This window comes from Pedobacter sp. 22163 (genome assembly GCF_052045595.1).
Lineage (GTDB): Bacteria > Bacteroidota > Bacteroidia > Sphingobacteriales > Sphingobacteriaceae > Pedobacter.
Map to the genome: position 1 here is coordinate 720,520 of NZ_JBQEPM010000002.1, position 13,381 is coordinate 733,900.

At 42.3% G+C, this 13,381-nt stretch carries 16 protein-coding genes; 10 read left to right on the top strand and 6 right to left on the bottom strand.

The genetic code is table 11. The features are described from left to right. Positions 1-2: 2 nt before the first annotated feature. Positions 3-2,024, top strand: coding sequence for an LTA synthase family protein (locus ACTJKN_RS07615; protein ID WP_440823741.1), 2,022 nt, complete (start codon positions 3-5; stop codon positions 2,022-2,024). Here the strand turns inward: ACTJKN_RS07615 and ACTJKN_RS07620 are convergent, their stop codons facing one another. The 4 genes from ACTJKN_RS07620 to ACTJKN_RS07635 all read right to left on the bottom strand — a co-directional run bounded on the left by ACTJKN_RS07620 (position 2,025) and on the right by ACTJKN_RS07635 (position 6,624). Beyond that, the gene (locus ACTJKN_RS07620; protein WP_440823742.1) at positions 2,025-3,191 is read right to left on the bottom strand and encodes a hypothetical protein; all 1,167 of its coding nucleotides are present in this window, start codon (positions 3,189-3,191) and stop codon (positions 2,025-2,027) included. Beyond that, positions 3,191-4,432 (bottom strand): YaiO family outer membrane beta-barrel protein, encoded by a 1,242-nt coding sequence (locus ACTJKN_RS07625; protein WP_440823743.1) that lies wholly within the window; start codon positions 4,430-4,432, stop codon positions 3,191-3,193. The genes ACTJKN_RS07620 and ACTJKN_RS07625 overlap by 1 nt, the downstream gene beginning before the upstream one ends. Before the next feature lie 34 nt (positions 4,433-4,466). After that, positions 4,467-5,675: a GAF domain-containing sensor histidine kinase gene (locus tag ACTJKN_RS07630; RefSeq protein WP_440823744.1), complete on the bottom strand. Its 1,209-nt coding sequence runs from the start codon at positions 5,673-5,675 to the stop codon at positions 4,467-4,469. Positions 5,676-6,030: 355 nt separating this feature from the next. Continuing rightward, on the bottom strand, positions 6,031-6,624 hold the full coding sequence (locus ACTJKN_RS07635) for an NADPH-dependent F420 reductase (protein WP_440823745.1): 594 nt from the start codon (positions 6,622-6,624) through the stop codon (positions 6,031-6,033). A gap of 162 nt (positions 6,625-6,786) precedes the next feature. Here ACTJKN_RS07635 and ACTJKN_RS07640 point away from each other — a divergent pair, with 162 nt between their 5' ends. From ACTJKN_RS07640 to ACTJKN_RS07680, 9 genes are all read left to right on the top strand, one after another. Then, positions 6,787-7,191 (top strand): VOC family protein, encoded by a 405-nt coding sequence (locus ACTJKN_RS07640; protein ID WP_440823746.1) that lies wholly within the window; start codon positions 6,787-6,789, stop codon positions 7,189-7,191. Between the two features lie 487 nt (positions 7,192-7,678). Next, positions 7,679-7,849, top strand: a complete 171-nt coding sequence (locus ACTJKN_RS07645) for a hypothetical protein (RefSeq protein WP_440823747.1) — start codon at positions 7,679-7,681, stop codon at positions 7,847-7,849. Positions 7,850-7,855: 6 nt separating this feature from the next. Beyond that, positions 7,856-8,101 (top strand): hypothetical protein, encoded by a 246-nt coding sequence (locus ACTJKN_RS07650; protein ID WP_440823748.1) that lies wholly within the window; start codon positions 7,856-7,858, stop codon positions 8,099-8,101. Positions 8,102-8,297: 196 nt separating this feature from the next. Continuing rightward, positions 8,298-9,116, top strand: coding sequence for a helix-turn-helix domain-containing protein (locus ACTJKN_RS07655; protein ID WP_440823749.1), 819 nt, complete (start codon positions 8,298-8,300; stop codon positions 9,114-9,116). Between the two features lie 69 nt (positions 9,117-9,185). Continuing rightward, positions 9,186-9,734, top strand: a complete 549-nt coding sequence (locus ACTJKN_RS07660; RefSeq protein WP_440823750.1) for a cupin domain-containing protein — start codon at positions 9,186-9,188, stop codon at positions 9,732-9,734. Between the two features lie 561 nt (positions 9,735-10,295). Continuing rightward, the gene (locus ACTJKN_RS07665; RefSeq protein ID WP_440823751.1) at positions 10,296-10,529 is read left to right on the top strand and encodes a coproporphyrinogen III oxidase; all 234 of its coding nucleotides are present in this window, start codon (positions 10,296-10,298) and stop codon (positions 10,527-10,529) included. A 94-nt stretch (positions 10,530-10,623) separates the two neighbouring features. Next, positions 10,624-10,890 carry a hypothetical protein gene (locus ACTJKN_RS07670; RefSeq protein WP_440823752.1) on the top strand — a complete coding sequence of 89 codons (267 nt, stop codon included), beginning with the start codon at positions 10,624-10,626 and terminating at the stop codon, positions 10,888-10,890. A 151-nt stretch (positions 10,891-11,041) separates the two neighbouring features. After that, positions 11,042-11,254: a hypothetical protein gene (locus tag ACTJKN_RS07675; protein ID WP_440823753.1), complete on the top strand. Its 213-nt coding sequence runs from the start codon at positions 11,042-11,044 to the stop codon at positions 11,252-11,254. A gap of 65 nt (positions 11,255-11,319) precedes the next feature. After that, positions 11,320-11,532, top strand: coding sequence for a hypothetical protein (locus tag ACTJKN_RS07680; protein WP_440823754.1), 213 nt, complete (start codon positions 11,320-11,322; stop codon positions 11,530-11,532). 108 nt (positions 11,533-11,640) lie between these two features. On the opposite strand, the gene ACTJKN_RS07685 is transcribed toward ACTJKN_RS07680, so the two are convergent. Then, entirely contained in the window at positions 11,641-12,123 is a 483-nt protein-coding gene (locus tag ACTJKN_RS07685; RefSeq protein WP_440823756.1) for a hypothetical protein, read from the bottom strand. A gap of 4 nt (positions 12,124-12,127) precedes the next feature. Then, on the bottom strand, positions 12,128-13,279 hold the full coding sequence (locus tag ACTJKN_RS07690) for a zinc-dependent alcohol dehydrogenase (protein ID WP_440823758.1): 1,152 nt from the start codon (positions 13,277-13,279) through the stop codon (positions 12,128-12,130). Between the last annotated feature and the right edge of the window lie 102 nt (positions 13,280-13,381).

Sequence of the window (13,381 nt, forward strand, 5' to 3'; positions counted from 1 at the left end):
CAATGATCAGCCGTTTTAAATCAGCAACCATAGTTTTTCTGCAAATCGCCCTTGTTTGGCTTATTGCTTTAATTGTGATCAGAGTTGTAGAAGTTTTGGTTAATGGATTAATTCATCAATTCCCGGCTAAGCTATTTAGTTTTATGTTGTGGTCGTGGATGGCAGATCTGAGCTTTTGGCTAAAATGGCTTATTTTTGAATTTATTCTATTTGTTCCGCTGTTTTTTGTACATCCTAAACTGGCTAAAGTTAGCTTTAAAATATTTGTTGCCATTACCATCTTCATTCAACTGGTGCTCTGCCAGTATTTCGCTACTGCCCTGGTGCCTTTGGGAGCAGATTTTTATGGTTATTCTTTTGCCGATATTAAGCAAACCGTTGGTGCATCCGGTACGGTAAGTCTGCCGCTAATACTAAGTTTTTTATTCGTTATTGTACTCCTGGTACTTGCACTTAGGCGATTGCCAAACCGCATCAAGGTTCCGTTATGGCTGGCCTGGTCCTTACCCGTACTGTCCGTTTTTTATTTAATGACCAGTGGCGAGGGGCGTCTTTTCAAAAAAAACTTTGAAAACCTTTTTGTCAATAACCTCGCATTAAACAAGGCCGATTACTTTTTTAGCAGCTCTTATATTCACTTTTATCCCGGGGATGAGGATGTGGATATTTATGCTGATGCCTATATTGGAGATTATGGCGACGGTAGTATTGCGCCCGCTACTTTCAGCTACCTTGGCGGATCGGAATACCCGTTTTATAGGAAAGCAAATGATCGTGATGTGCTAACGCCATTTTTCAATAAAGCCAACAGTAAACCGAATCTGGTGATCATTATCGTTGAGGGCTTGGGCCGGGCGTTTACCAACGAAGGCGCCTATCTGGGAAATTTCACTCCTTTTATCGATTCATTAGCCAGTAAAGGCCTTTACTGGAAAAACTTTTTAAGTGCTGGTGGTCGAACGTTTGCAGTCCTCCCGTCTTTAATGGGATCTTTGCCTTTCGGTAAAAATGGTTTTCTTGAGCAGGGAAAGCAAATGCCAGATCATCTTTCTTTGTTCAGTTTGTTGAAATTTAATGGATATAAAACTTCGTTCTATTATGGAGGAGACGCAAGCTTCGATAATATGAACCTATTTCTTCAAAAGAACAGCGTTGATGAAATCAGAGACCTTAAGTCCTTTTCGGCTGGTTATTCCAAACTGCCGGCAGAAAATGGATTTTCATGGGGATATGGAGATCAGGAGCTATATAAATATTATCTGGCAAACAGGCCTTCAAAAGCCGCTAAACCTGCAGAGCTGAACGTAATTTTAACGGTCACCACACACAATCCCTTCTTGATTAATGAACAGGAAAAATATAATTCCAGGTTTGAACAACGGATGACGGACTTGGGATTCGACGAAGCCAAAAAAGATAATTATCGTAATTACAAAAACCAGTATGGCACTATTTTATATGCCGACGATGCTTTAAGGAGCTTTTTTAACAATTATAAGAAGAGAGAAGACTACACCAACACCATTTTTGTAATTACCGGAGATCACCGGATGCCGGAGATCCCGATGAGTAACAAGATCGATCGCTATCATGTCCCTTTAATTATTTATTCGCCGCTGTTAAAGCGTAGTGCGCAGTTTGCATCCATATCTACACATTTCGATGTAACACCAAGCTTGCTCGCTTATCTTCAGTCGGGCTATGGTATAGACTTACCCGGTGCTGTAAGCTGGTTAGGATCAGGACTTGATACTGCCCGCTCATTCAGAAATGTGCACAGTTACCCGCTGATACAGACCAAAACCGAGATGGTCGATTTTATCCAGGGTTCCTATCACCTCAACGGTACATCGCTTTATCAAATAGGCGACAATATGCAAGAGGAGTTGGTGAGAGATGAGGTGAGTTACGAACGCATAAAAAATGCATTCGAAAATTTTAAGCGAAAAAATGCAGGTTTGGGTTCAAAGGCAAGGGTGCTGCCACCATCGGTTATTCTAAAATACCGGCCAACAAAGAAATAGTTATTTGTTGTTGTACTCCCGTTCCTGATCAAGGATGGTGGTCATCATTGGGCGATAGAAATTCCAAAAGAAGCTGGATCGTTCCATCGGGTTACTGGTGTCGTAGAATAACCATTTGAAAGCACCAATTCCTTTGAAATAAGAGGAAGATAGGTTGACTGGGTTGTCGCAGAAATCTCCGGAGAAGTAATAGAAGCGATAATCGGTTTCTTTATGCATCAATACAGCAGGAAAAACAGCACTTAGGCCATTTGCTTTCAAAAGTGCGTGTCCCTTTTGGTTAACATCCATCCGGAAGCTGGCAACCTGGGTATTAATGGCGCTGTTCGGCTGAATGACATCAAACCAGAATGCATATTTGATCTCTTCGGGCAAGCCCAGTACTTTTTGTCCGTATTCACTACTGATAATATGCGGCATTGGGTTTTTTAAGTCGCGGCCATCCTCCAGGATGATGACCCTGTCTTGATCGCTAACCAAAGCAATGCCCGACTTTTTAAAAGGCCAGTTGTTTTTGTTTGCCCGTTTATAGTTATTAATGAGCCACCGCGGCAGTTCCTTATTTCTTGTCGTATCAAGGCTTTCAAAAAAGCGGCCTGTCCAGCCGGTCCAATGCATCGCGAACATATCCTCAAACTGCTTTCTGGTTTCTTGACTTGTGGGGCTTCCTATGCTATTAAATTCTGTGATAATGAGCTTCTTCTTCTGCTTCATCTGCTTTAATAACTCAATATCCTGGCTGCTCAACCCGCCATAAACCATTCCGGAGCGTTCGTTATTATTCTTTTGGGTATACCATTCGTTTCGGTAAATGCCGTAGGTATCCGTAAAATAAACCAGGTTAACATCCTCACTTAGTTGCTTTAGCTGATCATGGTTAAACCGCTCCAGTCCCTTCAGGCGGAATTTTTCCCCCTCCAGTGGGAAGAACCCAAAATAATCGTGGTCAATTTTATAAAATTTGCTTGCTGTTTTTGTTAGTTTCTCATGATTTAAAATCCATAAGAAGGAGATATGTTCCTGGCCTGCAGGTGTAAGAACTGTTTTATCGATTATGGCAGCAACCATTTTGGTTTTAGGGGTTAAATACCAGCAGAGCCACATCGTTAATGGAATGCCGGCGGCAACAGCCAGAACAATCCATAGCTTCTTTACCTTCCTTATCATTAGAAACGTCTTATGTAGCCAATCCCGAGATCGAGTTGATTTCCTTTGGTGTCAGGCCTGTATTCCTGGTTCTCCAGCCCGAGGTTAATGATGAGGATGTTAAGCGATTTAAAGGCTTTCCGGTAACCGAGCGTAATGTTGTTTGATCGCAGCTTGTAAGCCGTGTTTCCAATCAAAACATTATTTTGGGGGTCATCTGGTGATAAACCAGTGCCCAGGCGAAGGCTAAAATAATCATCCGCACCACCGAAATAGTACCGGGTGGTTAAGGCGAACGATTGAGAGACCTGGTCGTTGGAAGGGGTTAAAAAGGTCCTGAAATTAAACCAAAAACTTTTGTAATATTTTCCTATTGATGCGGTATAACTCCAGGTTGATTCGCCAAAGGTTAAATAGCGAAATCCGGCTTCTGCTTCAAAGCTTGCCGGTAGGTTTGCATACAATGAAAAACCTGCACGGTAATGAGGAAACACGCCTACGTCGTTTGAGTACCCGCCACTGATGTAGGCCTGAAAGGTGTCTGATATACGCGGATACGCGTCTACCTCGAACTGAAGGCCGTTGCGGTTAAAACGATTCGCATAGTTTACTCTTCCGGTAACAGAACCCAATTTGGTTTGCCTGCTGTAGTCTATACTCACAATGTGCCAGGGATCATCGAATTGTTTATCGAAGTATACAAAGTCGTAATTGAGGCCTATTCTGTTTTTGGAAGAATTTTCCCGTACCCTTGCGGCAAGTGTGCGTGCCTCGGTAAGATTAGGCGATCGTTTTAGTAGCTCTTCAATAGTTGCATTCGCTTCAGTCCATTTTTTTAAGCTGTTGAGTATTTTAGCTTTTAACAGCAAAAGATCATCGTCTGTAGGATGAAAAGTAAGACCTTTATTCACGTTGAGCAGGGCCTTTTCATTATTGTCTTCCCAAAATTCGAGCGTAGAATTAGCAAGATGTGCATCTTTGTTATCGGGTTGTTTCGTTAAAACCAGTGCGAAAGCTTGCCTGGCACTATCAGGTTGCTTGCTCCAGGTGTAAACCCTGCCTAAAAAAATCCTGATGTCTGCATAGTCCGGACTTTTAGCCAGGGCCTTTTTGCTGAGTGCAATGGCCTTAGGATAGTCTTTTGATTCGAAGGCTGCAGTTCTTGCCTGGGTAAACAGCTCGTCTGCACTGCCTTCCTGCGCTTGCGAGAATTTAGAGAATACCAGGGCTGATAATAGCAATAAATAAAATTTGGGCTTCATGATAGCAAAAACTAGATTTTTAGCGGACAGAAAATTACGAATGGCGTTGAGGAAGTTCAATGCGGAAGACTGTCCCCTGTCCTTTTTCAGAGGTGATAAGCATTTCACCGTTTAGTTTGTCAATTAGGTGTTTTACCAGCGATAAGCCAAATCCGTAACCTTTTTCACCTCCGGTGCCTTGTTTTGTGCCAATGCCTCCTGTTAAAATCTGTACAATTTCGTCTTCCATAATTCCGATGCCATTGTCGGTAACCACAATACGTAAAATATTGGTTTCGGGCTTCACCACTACGTCAAGGTCTACGGTTATTGTACCGCCGCTGGGGGTAAATTTTACGGCGTTGGAAATTAGGTTACCATTAATCTGCAGCAGCTTGTTTTTCGAAAAGACAATGTTTTTTTTGTCTGGATTAATACTGATATTCAGATTGATGTTTTTGCAGGTTGCCTGCGGTTCGTAAAGCTCCTGAAGCTTGGTGCGGAAACTGCTGAGGTCAAATTCATTGACGCCTGGAGCTTTCACTTCTTCATTATCGGAAAGTATTTCGTCGGCAAGATCTAAAATTGATCTACTTCCACTATGAATTAATTTGATAAACTCAATTACCTGATCTAAGTTGGCACTTTTTCCTTGTTCAGTAATAATTTCTGATAAACCTATTATCCCTGCAATGGGGCCGCGAATATCATGAGCAACTTTTTTGGTTGATTCTTTAAGATCTTTTAAATTATTTTGCAGCAACTCCATGGTCTGATAGGTTTTTATCCTGTTCATGATCTCTGCAGCAATGATTTTCAGTAGCTCGATCTTCTCCGGGCTCAGTGTTTTCAGTCCGGTATCCAGCACACAAAGGGCACCGATGTTTAATCCGTCGTTATCCTTAAGTGGTACACCAAAATAATAGCGAAGGGACAGCGGAGCACCAACATAGAAATTTTTATTGAAGCGTTCATCTGTCGAAAGATCCGGTACCTCGAACTGGTCGTTTTGTGTAATCGTGTATTGGCATACAGACTCTTCCCGCGTCATCTGCTGTAAATCAAGGCCATGTCTGCCTACCGTCCACTGGGTATAGGCGTCGATGAGGTTAACCAATGAGATTTCTGTACCAGCTACTTTCGCGGCCAGATGGGTAAGGTCTTTAAAACTTTCAGACAGGCTTCCGTAATCAATATCGAGATCGGACAACCTTAAAAGCCTTTCGGATTCATTATATGGTACAGGATAATTTATTTCAGACATGGGCTTACGTTTCTAATGTGGAAATGACCATTTGCATTATACCAGGTGTAATATTGTTGTATCAAAACATGCCGAAGATACGGTTTTGACCGCAAAAATTAAGAAACACAACCTATATGTTTCTTAATTATATTCTTGTAGCAGGAGTGGCAGAATATTGAGTAGGGATATCTTATGGAACCTAAGGGCCGTGCTTCCGAAAAGAAATTACTATCGCATCTGGATTCATTTCATCCAAATGCCATTTTGGATTCACCTCCACTAAAGACCGCAGGTATTGTATATCGGTAAGTTGGGGTAGCTGTTGTATTTGAAATTCAATTTGCCGCCATTACCAGATCCGACGATGTTAAAATTAACTGGGATAACTAACCAGGTTTAATCCTGATAGGGGTGTTCCGAAATCTGTTATTTGTCCTGCTTGTATCAGATTACCAAGGTCAACAACTTTGAATCCTAATTGTGTTATAATCTTCCCGACAGTCTCCTTTGCAGATCGGTGATCACCTGAAATAAAACTCACACGTTTGCCGTTGTCCACTGCAGGGTCTGCTTCAAGCCACCTTGCAAATAGCGTGTTGAATGCTTTAACAATTTTAGAATCTGGTATTAAATCTGCCACTACAGCGCTGGATGGTTTTTTCTGATCTGGAAGATTGGCGTCCTGCGGCCGATTACTTGCATCAATGACGATTTTTCCAATAAGCTGTTGCTTCAGCTTATTGAGCACAAGGGATACTTTCTCCCATCTCACGGCTAAGATAACAACATCAGCCTTACTGGCATCTTCGCTCGTGCCCGCTAATGCCAGCGTTCCAAGTTCTTTAACCAGGGGCTGCAATGATTCGGCCCCCCTCGAATTAGAGATAATAACAGGATACCCTGCATTTACCAATTTTTTTGCGAGTGCTTTGCCAATCTGGCCTGCACCAATAATTCCGATTTTCATACATTTCGTTTTATCTTGTTATACAACCACTTGAAATTCTTTGAAACATACAAATTTGCCCTAACAGAATTTTTGGATACCAAAGAAAAAAATGCGATGCCTGACATACTGTTGTCATAATGCCATTGTACTTTGCAATATTAATTAAAAACAAAAAGGAAAATGAGTAAATCAAACTTAGTATCAATAAGAATCATTACGGCTGACATAAGACGATTAGTTCAGTTTTTCGAGCATGCAACAGGAACAACGGCCAAATGGGCAACAGATGATTTTGCAGAGATTAAATCGGAGTCTTTTACTTTGGCAATTGGTAGTACACGAACATTGGCTTTCTTCGGAGAAGGGGTTGCACAACCAGGAGATAACAAAAGTATTATTATAGAGTTCCTTGTTGAGAATGTAGATGATGATTACGAAAGGATTAAAGATTTAACTAGCGACATTGTTCAGGAACCGACAACAATGCCCTGGGGTAATCGTTCTTTACTATTTCGCGACCCAGATGGTAATCTGATTAATTTTTTCACTCCCGTAAGTGACGAAGCGAAAAAGAAATTCCTATAAAAAATAAGCCATCCGCTACTAGCAGTTAAATCTCCACTATTATAAACGCAGCTCCAGCTAAACAGTAGGTGAAACTGAAATTAAAATAGAACAGACTGATTGGGAAATTAACCCAATAATTTTTATTCGTGATTTCAGAATGGGAAAGTAAATTAATATTCTTTCCCGTTTTTTCAATGATAATAGCTTTATTAAATTATTCCGTTTGGCAAAATCCTAAAGGTAAATCGTGTTGGAAATGTGCCGTTGTTTTTGTTTGCGCTTTAAGAAATGAATATAAATGGTATGTTTTTTTACCCAAAATCATGCAGTATGTTGGTATTGATGCTTTGTCGATCATTCCCAAAGCAGACATCATTCAGCGCCTTAGTCAGCTTCGTACACTATAGATAACCAAACCAAAATACCCAGGTCCCTTAATAGAAAATATAAATCAGCGCTGCCCCGAACCTTTCGGGGAATAAATTGTTGAACCATAAAAAGCACTATGGAAACCACAGGAGATCGCCAACAGCCAAAAAAAGAAACAGGAGAGCAAAAGGTTCTCCTGGATCCTGCCATCACCGCAGAGACTGATGAACTGGATCCCAGATTCCGGCAGGATCAGAGAGTTAATGACAAGCCAGCGGAAGAAGGCAATAATAAACCTAATCAATAACAGAACATGGAACAGTTCAGAATAGAAGTGGCATTAGAGAACCAGGGCAGGTTTTACGACATCCGCACTTTGGGAAATGCCCGGTATGAAATATCAGAAAACGGCGAGGTAATCGGCACTATTCAATTGGATGAGAGAGATCATGCCCACTGCGAAAGCCAGGGCTGCGAACTGGACCTTCCGGCATTGCATGCAGTCCGCGAAGGCATACAGGCTCATGAAGGCTGGGATGAGCATGCAGGGCATGCTTAGCAAAGTTCTACCGTTAACACACAGCGCCTGCGCAGCGCTGGGGCAGCCCTCCAGGTTGAGCTGCTTAAATAGCAAAGATTAAAAGTTACTTGATGAGCGTTAGTCTATGGTCACTTTTATCCTGATCAGCAGTACAAAGAAGCTTCCTTAAAATTTGCAATACGACAGGTTTTAGCTAAATTAGTGATATCAAATCATGTATTTACGCGAAATTAAATCTAGCCCTGCTTTAACCGCTTTCGTGAGGTGTTATCGGATAATTGATTTTGAGTTTCCGAATCATGACCCTATCCCGCCGAAAGCTTATACGCCGCGGCCTGAGCAATGCCTGCAATTTTTTCCTACACCAACCATCATTGAGTACAGCGATAAAGGTGAGCATATCAGGCCCAAAAATGGTTTGCTGATTGGCCAGCCTACCGTGATGAATAAACGAACTGTTTTTAAGAAATTCCTCTCACTGCAAATTGTTTTTCAGCCAGGTGCTTTGCACCGTTTGCTTGGTTTTTCAATGGCTGAATTAACCGACCAGTTGATCGATGCTTCCAATTTTTTTGGAAACGGCATTGAAGAGGTGAATGACCAGCTTTATCATGCTAAAGACCATTTGGAAATGATCGCTATTGCCGAACGGTTTATGCTCCAACTGATCAAAAGCACGGTTAGGGAAGTCCGTGCGATAGACCTTATGGCCGATCAAATGCTCGATCCGCAGCATGATCTGGACTGGTACGTAGCAAACGCATTTCTTTCTCACCGGCAGTTCGACCGTAATTTTATAGACCGGATGGGCATTAGCCCCAAGGCATACCTGAAAGTTATCCGCTTTAATCAGGCTTACCGGATGAAAAATTTTTGCCCGGAAATGAGCTGGTTTAATATCGCAATCGCCTGTGGTTATCATGACTACCAGCACCTCAGTAAGGACTATCAGGTGTTTACCGGCCACACCCCGGCGGTTTTCTTTGCTATTGATTCCCCGGAACGAAGGCTGGGCACGGAAGAGGTTTATTAAATATGTCTGATTCTTACCACTAAACCCTGCATTTGGCTTTCGATATTTGCCTTGTCTAACAAGCAAATTATGGAAAGAAAACAATTCTTACAAACCTGGCTGGGTGCAGCGGCAATGCTGGCTTTTGGAGAAACCGGAGTAGCAAATACCTCTCCTGAAAAACCATTTAAGATAATTGCGGGTAAAGGTCGTTTTGGCGAATCTTTTTTATACAAAGGGAAAAATCCAAACGATATTAAAATATCCGGTAAGGACACGAATGGCCAACTCGCGATGTTTGAGTACACGGGGTATGAAAAAACAGGGCCTTCGCTGCATGTGCATTTTCACCAGGATGAGATCTTTTATGTGACAGAAGGAAATTATCGCTTTGTGGTGGGCGAGGAAACAATAATGATGAACCCAGGCGATACCATCTTTTTACCACGCAACGTTCCGCATACCTGGATACAGCTGACCAACAAGGGTAAAATGGTCTATTTTGCACAGCCGGCAGGTAAAACAGAAGCATTTTTCCGGACGATGAATAACCTGAAGTACGCACCTACCAGAGAAGAGGTTGATAAAATTCACGAAACCTGCGGGATGAAAGTGATAGGGCCTCCGCTAACTTTGTAAGCCAGTTGCTTTATAAACTTTACTGTAGCCTGAATGATCCGGTGTATATCTTCTCAGAACAGGAGGATATTCACAATACCCTAAAAAAACTACTGTCGGCCAAATACATTGCGGGGAAGGATGTTCTGAAAAACGGTACGGTAATTATAAGCCCAAAATAGCGTATCTGGGTTTTTCTTTGGCAACAAGGCATGATCACTCGCCGACGTATTACGATCTTGCAATCTTTGCACACATAACTTCCAAAACCTAAAACGGGTAAATGAGAGTGGATTGACCCGTTTCAGCAAAATAAACACCATCATGCCCAAAACCTTCGCTACTGATCGGCTTTTTTGAGTAATTGCTAGTGCTTTTTTATGCCATAAGAAGATGTTTTTAATATATCGGTTACGTAAAGGGACACGAATGATTAATAACCTACGGACGTTTCTTTTACGGGAATTAGTGGGATAAATACTTCGCCAAGCCTGCGGTTAACCCCCGTTTTAAAGCTTTCCATTTGAAAACAAAAACTTTTTGATCAGGTAAAGGATTTTTACTATAACAATTTTATCAGATATGAAAAAGCAGAATTTATTATTCGCAGCCGCATTAACTTCAATAGTAATGGCCTGTAACTCCGAAAATCGCTCATCAAGCAGCGATTCAACTTCCAGTGATACTTCAATGAGCTCAATGAGTGGTACAGACCCTATGCAGGATAGCACAAGCCGTGATAGCACGAGTACAAGCACCAGCACTGATTCCACTGCTCAGAATGGAAGTACAGGTACTCAACAGCAAAGACAATAGGATAGCTGGGTTGCCAGCCAGGTAGATCATACCGTGCTGTTGCGATGCCCCTTCTCTAAACATTGGTATAAAATTTAACCTTAATCACAAGAAAATGGAACAAGAAAATCAATCTACACCGCAAGACTCAGAAACCGGACAAAACGGAGGTACAGAGCAAAATTCCGGACAAGATATTAGCAACGAAGAACCCCAGGAAAACAATACCCTTGAGGGAGATTCAGTGAACGAACAGTCCCCAGGCCAGTCATCAGAGGACACAGAAAATATTGAGGGCAGAGATGCATCATCCGAGGACGAGCAACCTGACCCTAGTGAGCTTGACATTGACGAAAGCACTGGAAATCCAGGGCTCGGTTAATCAGACCAAAGTGGTATCAAAACCGATATTTCAGACGGATAACATCACTTCAGAAAGTAAAATTTTGCTTTCTGAGGTGATGTTATGTACTCCGGCTTAAAATTAAATCGTGAGGTATCAGGAGATTCATTGTTGTCTTAATTAATAAGTTATGAGAAAATATATTTTTGCTATAGCTACAGCTGCAATGATGGCCAGTATGGGCTGCCACGCTGATCGAACAGAAAACGATCGCAAGTCCACAAGTCCTGATTCTAGTCTTCAGGATAGCAGCAGGCTCGATTCTTTTGGAGGTGATGGTACTGCGAAAAGCAGGAAAGGAACAACCACGGATAGTACGGTGATGGGCACCCCACCAGATTAAAAAATATTTTGGTCGCAAATTGGTATTAATTATACCTACAGCGATGTAGAAATGAATAAAAAATTATGGAAAAGCGTAAAGATGATCATTTAAAAGAAGCATCCGAAAACGGATCACTTACACCGGTAAGGCCACCCGCAGAAGATATAATCAAAGGAGCGGGAGAGGATGACGCAATTACTGAATTAAGGAATAACCGTTCAGATGAAGACGTAGATAAGGAAGAACAGCGCGGTACTGACCCTCGTGCTTATCCGGGTCCGCGTGATGGGCAGTAACATTTTGAGTGCCTTTATCGCGATCAACCAAATTATAGCATAAGGAAATATAACTGAAGAAATTGGACCTGCCTTGGGTACTTAGTCCCAAGGCAGGTCCTTTTTTTATTATTTTCTTTTGCAAAGATACTTGATCACCAGACCACCTAGGGCGAGGGTAATTGCCGCCTTGCCTATCATATTGACAGGATTATACCTGAATTCTGATTTCCAGCCTCTTTCTTTAACAATATCTGGAAAGGTACCTTTCTTAACGTCTTCAATGATGCCTTCCAAAGCATTTACCCTGTCTGCGAGGATTAGCGGTATCCAGTGGCGGTACCTGTCCTCGCTATGCTTAAAAGCATATCTGCGTATTGCACCGCTGAGTCCTGATGGGGGAACGGAGGTTCCGAATACCACGCTGGGCTGTGGCCGCTCATTAGATTTTAGAAGCTCAATATTTACAGGCTGTTGTTCAGCTTTTTCATAATTGCTTCTGTTGTGGTCGTCTCCGGTATAGTTTTTAATGGGGTAGGTGGGTTCGTTGTCAGGATCAATATCCATGCCCCATCCCGGAATATTCTTGTAGTCTTGATTTTGAGTGTTCATAACATTATGATTTAGTTGATGGGATAAGTACAGTTTTAATGCATTCATCCAGTTTGGATGAAAAGATCCGGTAAGCTTCCGAAATTTCTTCCAATGGAACCCTATGGGTGATAAGGCCCTTTGGATTAAGCCTGCCAGATTGAACATGATCGATCAAGCGTGGTAACAGTCTTTTAACCGATGCCTGGTTTGCCCTTAGTGTGATACCTTTATTGAGTATATTGCCAATAGGAACGTAATTGAACGGTGGACCATAAACGCCGACTACCGAAACGATTCCGCCCTTTTTTACTGAGTTTATAGCCCACTGAAGCGCAGTTGCCGTTCCGGCCTGCATCAGGGTCAGTTTACCGGTAAAAGTTTGGAGTGCATTTCCTTCGGCTTCGCAACCAACGCAATCAATACACACATCTGCCCCATACCAGTCGGTTGTTTTTTTAAGGAAAACGACAGGATCATCCATAGATTTAAAATTGTAGGCTTCGCACTTTGCATAATTTTTTGCAAACTCAAGCCGGTAATCAACATGGTCGATAATGATCACCCTGGAAGGGCCAAAAAACCAGGCGCACCTGGCAGCCATTATTCCAATTGGGCCTGCGCCGAACACAACCACCGTATCACCTTCTTTTATGCCACCCATTTCGGCTGCCTGGTAACCTGTAGGCACCACATCTGTCAATAGCACAGCATCATCGGGATCCATATCAGGTGGGATGACTGTTGGGCCAACGTTTGCATAGGGCACCCGGACATATTCTGCCTGCCCGCCATCAAAGCCACCTGCCGTATGCGAATACCCGAAAATGCCACCCACAGCGGTGGCCATTGTATTGGATTCATGGCAGTTTCCGTAAAGTCCCTGCTTGCAAAAATTACACTTGCCGCAGGCAATATTGAAAGGTACAAGTACATGGTCGCCGACTTTGACATTGGTTACTAACGGACCAACTTCTTCAACAACTCCGGTAAACTCATGCCCAAATGTAGATCCAACACGTGTATCAGGTACCATCCCATGGTAAAGATGGAGATCCGACCCACAGATACAAGTTCTTGTAACCCGCACAATCGCATCTTCGGGATGCAGGATTTCAGGCATTGGCCGCTCAACGGTACGTACCCTGTAGGGTCCGCGATAGTTCATTGCTAACATAATTTTAAAATTTAATATATAAGTAAATGATAGTTTTCTGTTGATTCCCTATTGCATTTTTGTTTTTTTGATAAGCGTTAATACGTAAATTGCTGTTAATGA

Bases quoted from the DNA above. Each gene is read 5' to 3' on its own strand.
- ACTJKN_RS07680 (WP_440823754.1), top strand. From the start codon at position 11,320: ATGGAAAAGCGTAAAGATGATCATTTAAAAGAAGCATCCGAAAACGGA.
- ACTJKN_RS07620 (WP_440823742.1), bottom strand. From the start codon at position 3,191: ATGATAAGGAAGGTAAAGAAGCTATGGATTGTTCTGGCTGTTGCCGCC.
- ACTJKN_RS07690 (WP_440823758.1), bottom strand. From the start codon at position 13,279: ATGTTAGCAATGAACTATCGCGGACCCTACAGGGTACGTACCGTTGAG.
- ACTJKN_RS07655 (WP_440823749.1), top strand. From the start codon at position 8,298: ATGTATTTACGCGAAATTAAATCTAGCCCTGCTTTAACCGCTTTCGTG.
- ACTJKN_RS07685 (WP_440823756.1), bottom strand. From the start codon at position 12,123: ATGAACACTCAAAATCAAGACTACAAGAATATTCCGGGATGGGGCATG.
- ACTJKN_RS07670 (WP_440823752.1), top strand. From the start codon at position 10,624: ATGGAACAAGAAAATCAATCTACACCGCAAGACTCAGAAACCGGACAA.
- ACTJKN_RS07675 (WP_440823753.1), top strand. From the start codon at position 11,042: ATGAGAAAATATATTTTTGCTATAGCTACAGCTGCAATGATGGCCAGT.
- ACTJKN_RS07615 (WP_440823741.1), top strand. From the start codon at position 3: ATGATCAGCCGTTTTAAATCAGCAACCATAGTTTTTCTGCAAATCGCC.
- ACTJKN_RS07665 (WP_440823751.1), top strand. From the start codon at position 10,296: ATGAAAAAGCAGAATTTATTATTCGCAGCCGCATTAACTTCAATAGTA.
- ACTJKN_RS07630 (WP_440823744.1), bottom strand. From the start codon at position 5,675: ATGTCTGAAATAAATTATCCTGTACCATATAATGAATCCGAAAGGCTT.
- ACTJKN_RS07635 (WP_440823745.1), bottom strand. From the start codon at position 6,624: ATGAAAATCGGAATTATTGGTGCAGGCCAGATTGGCAAAGCACTCGCA.
- ACTJKN_RS07645 (WP_440823747.1), top strand. From the start codon at position 7,679: ATGGAAACCACAGGAGATCGCCAACAGCCAAAAAAAGAAACAGGAGAG.
- ACTJKN_RS07660 (WP_440823750.1), top strand. From the start codon at position 9,186: ATGGAAAGAAAACAATTCTTACAAACCTGGCTGGGTGCAGCGGCAATG.
- ACTJKN_RS07625 (WP_440823743.1), bottom strand. From the start codon at position 4,432: ATGAAGCCCAAATTTTATTTATTGCTATTATCAGCCCTGGTATTCTCT.
- ACTJKN_RS07650 (WP_440823748.1), top strand. From the start codon at position 7,856: ATGGAACAGTTCAGAATAGAAGTGGCATTAGAGAACCAGGGCAGGTTT.
- ACTJKN_RS07640 (WP_440823746.1), top strand. From the start codon at position 6,787: ATGAGTAAATCAAACTTAGTATCAATAAGAATCATTACGGCTGACATA.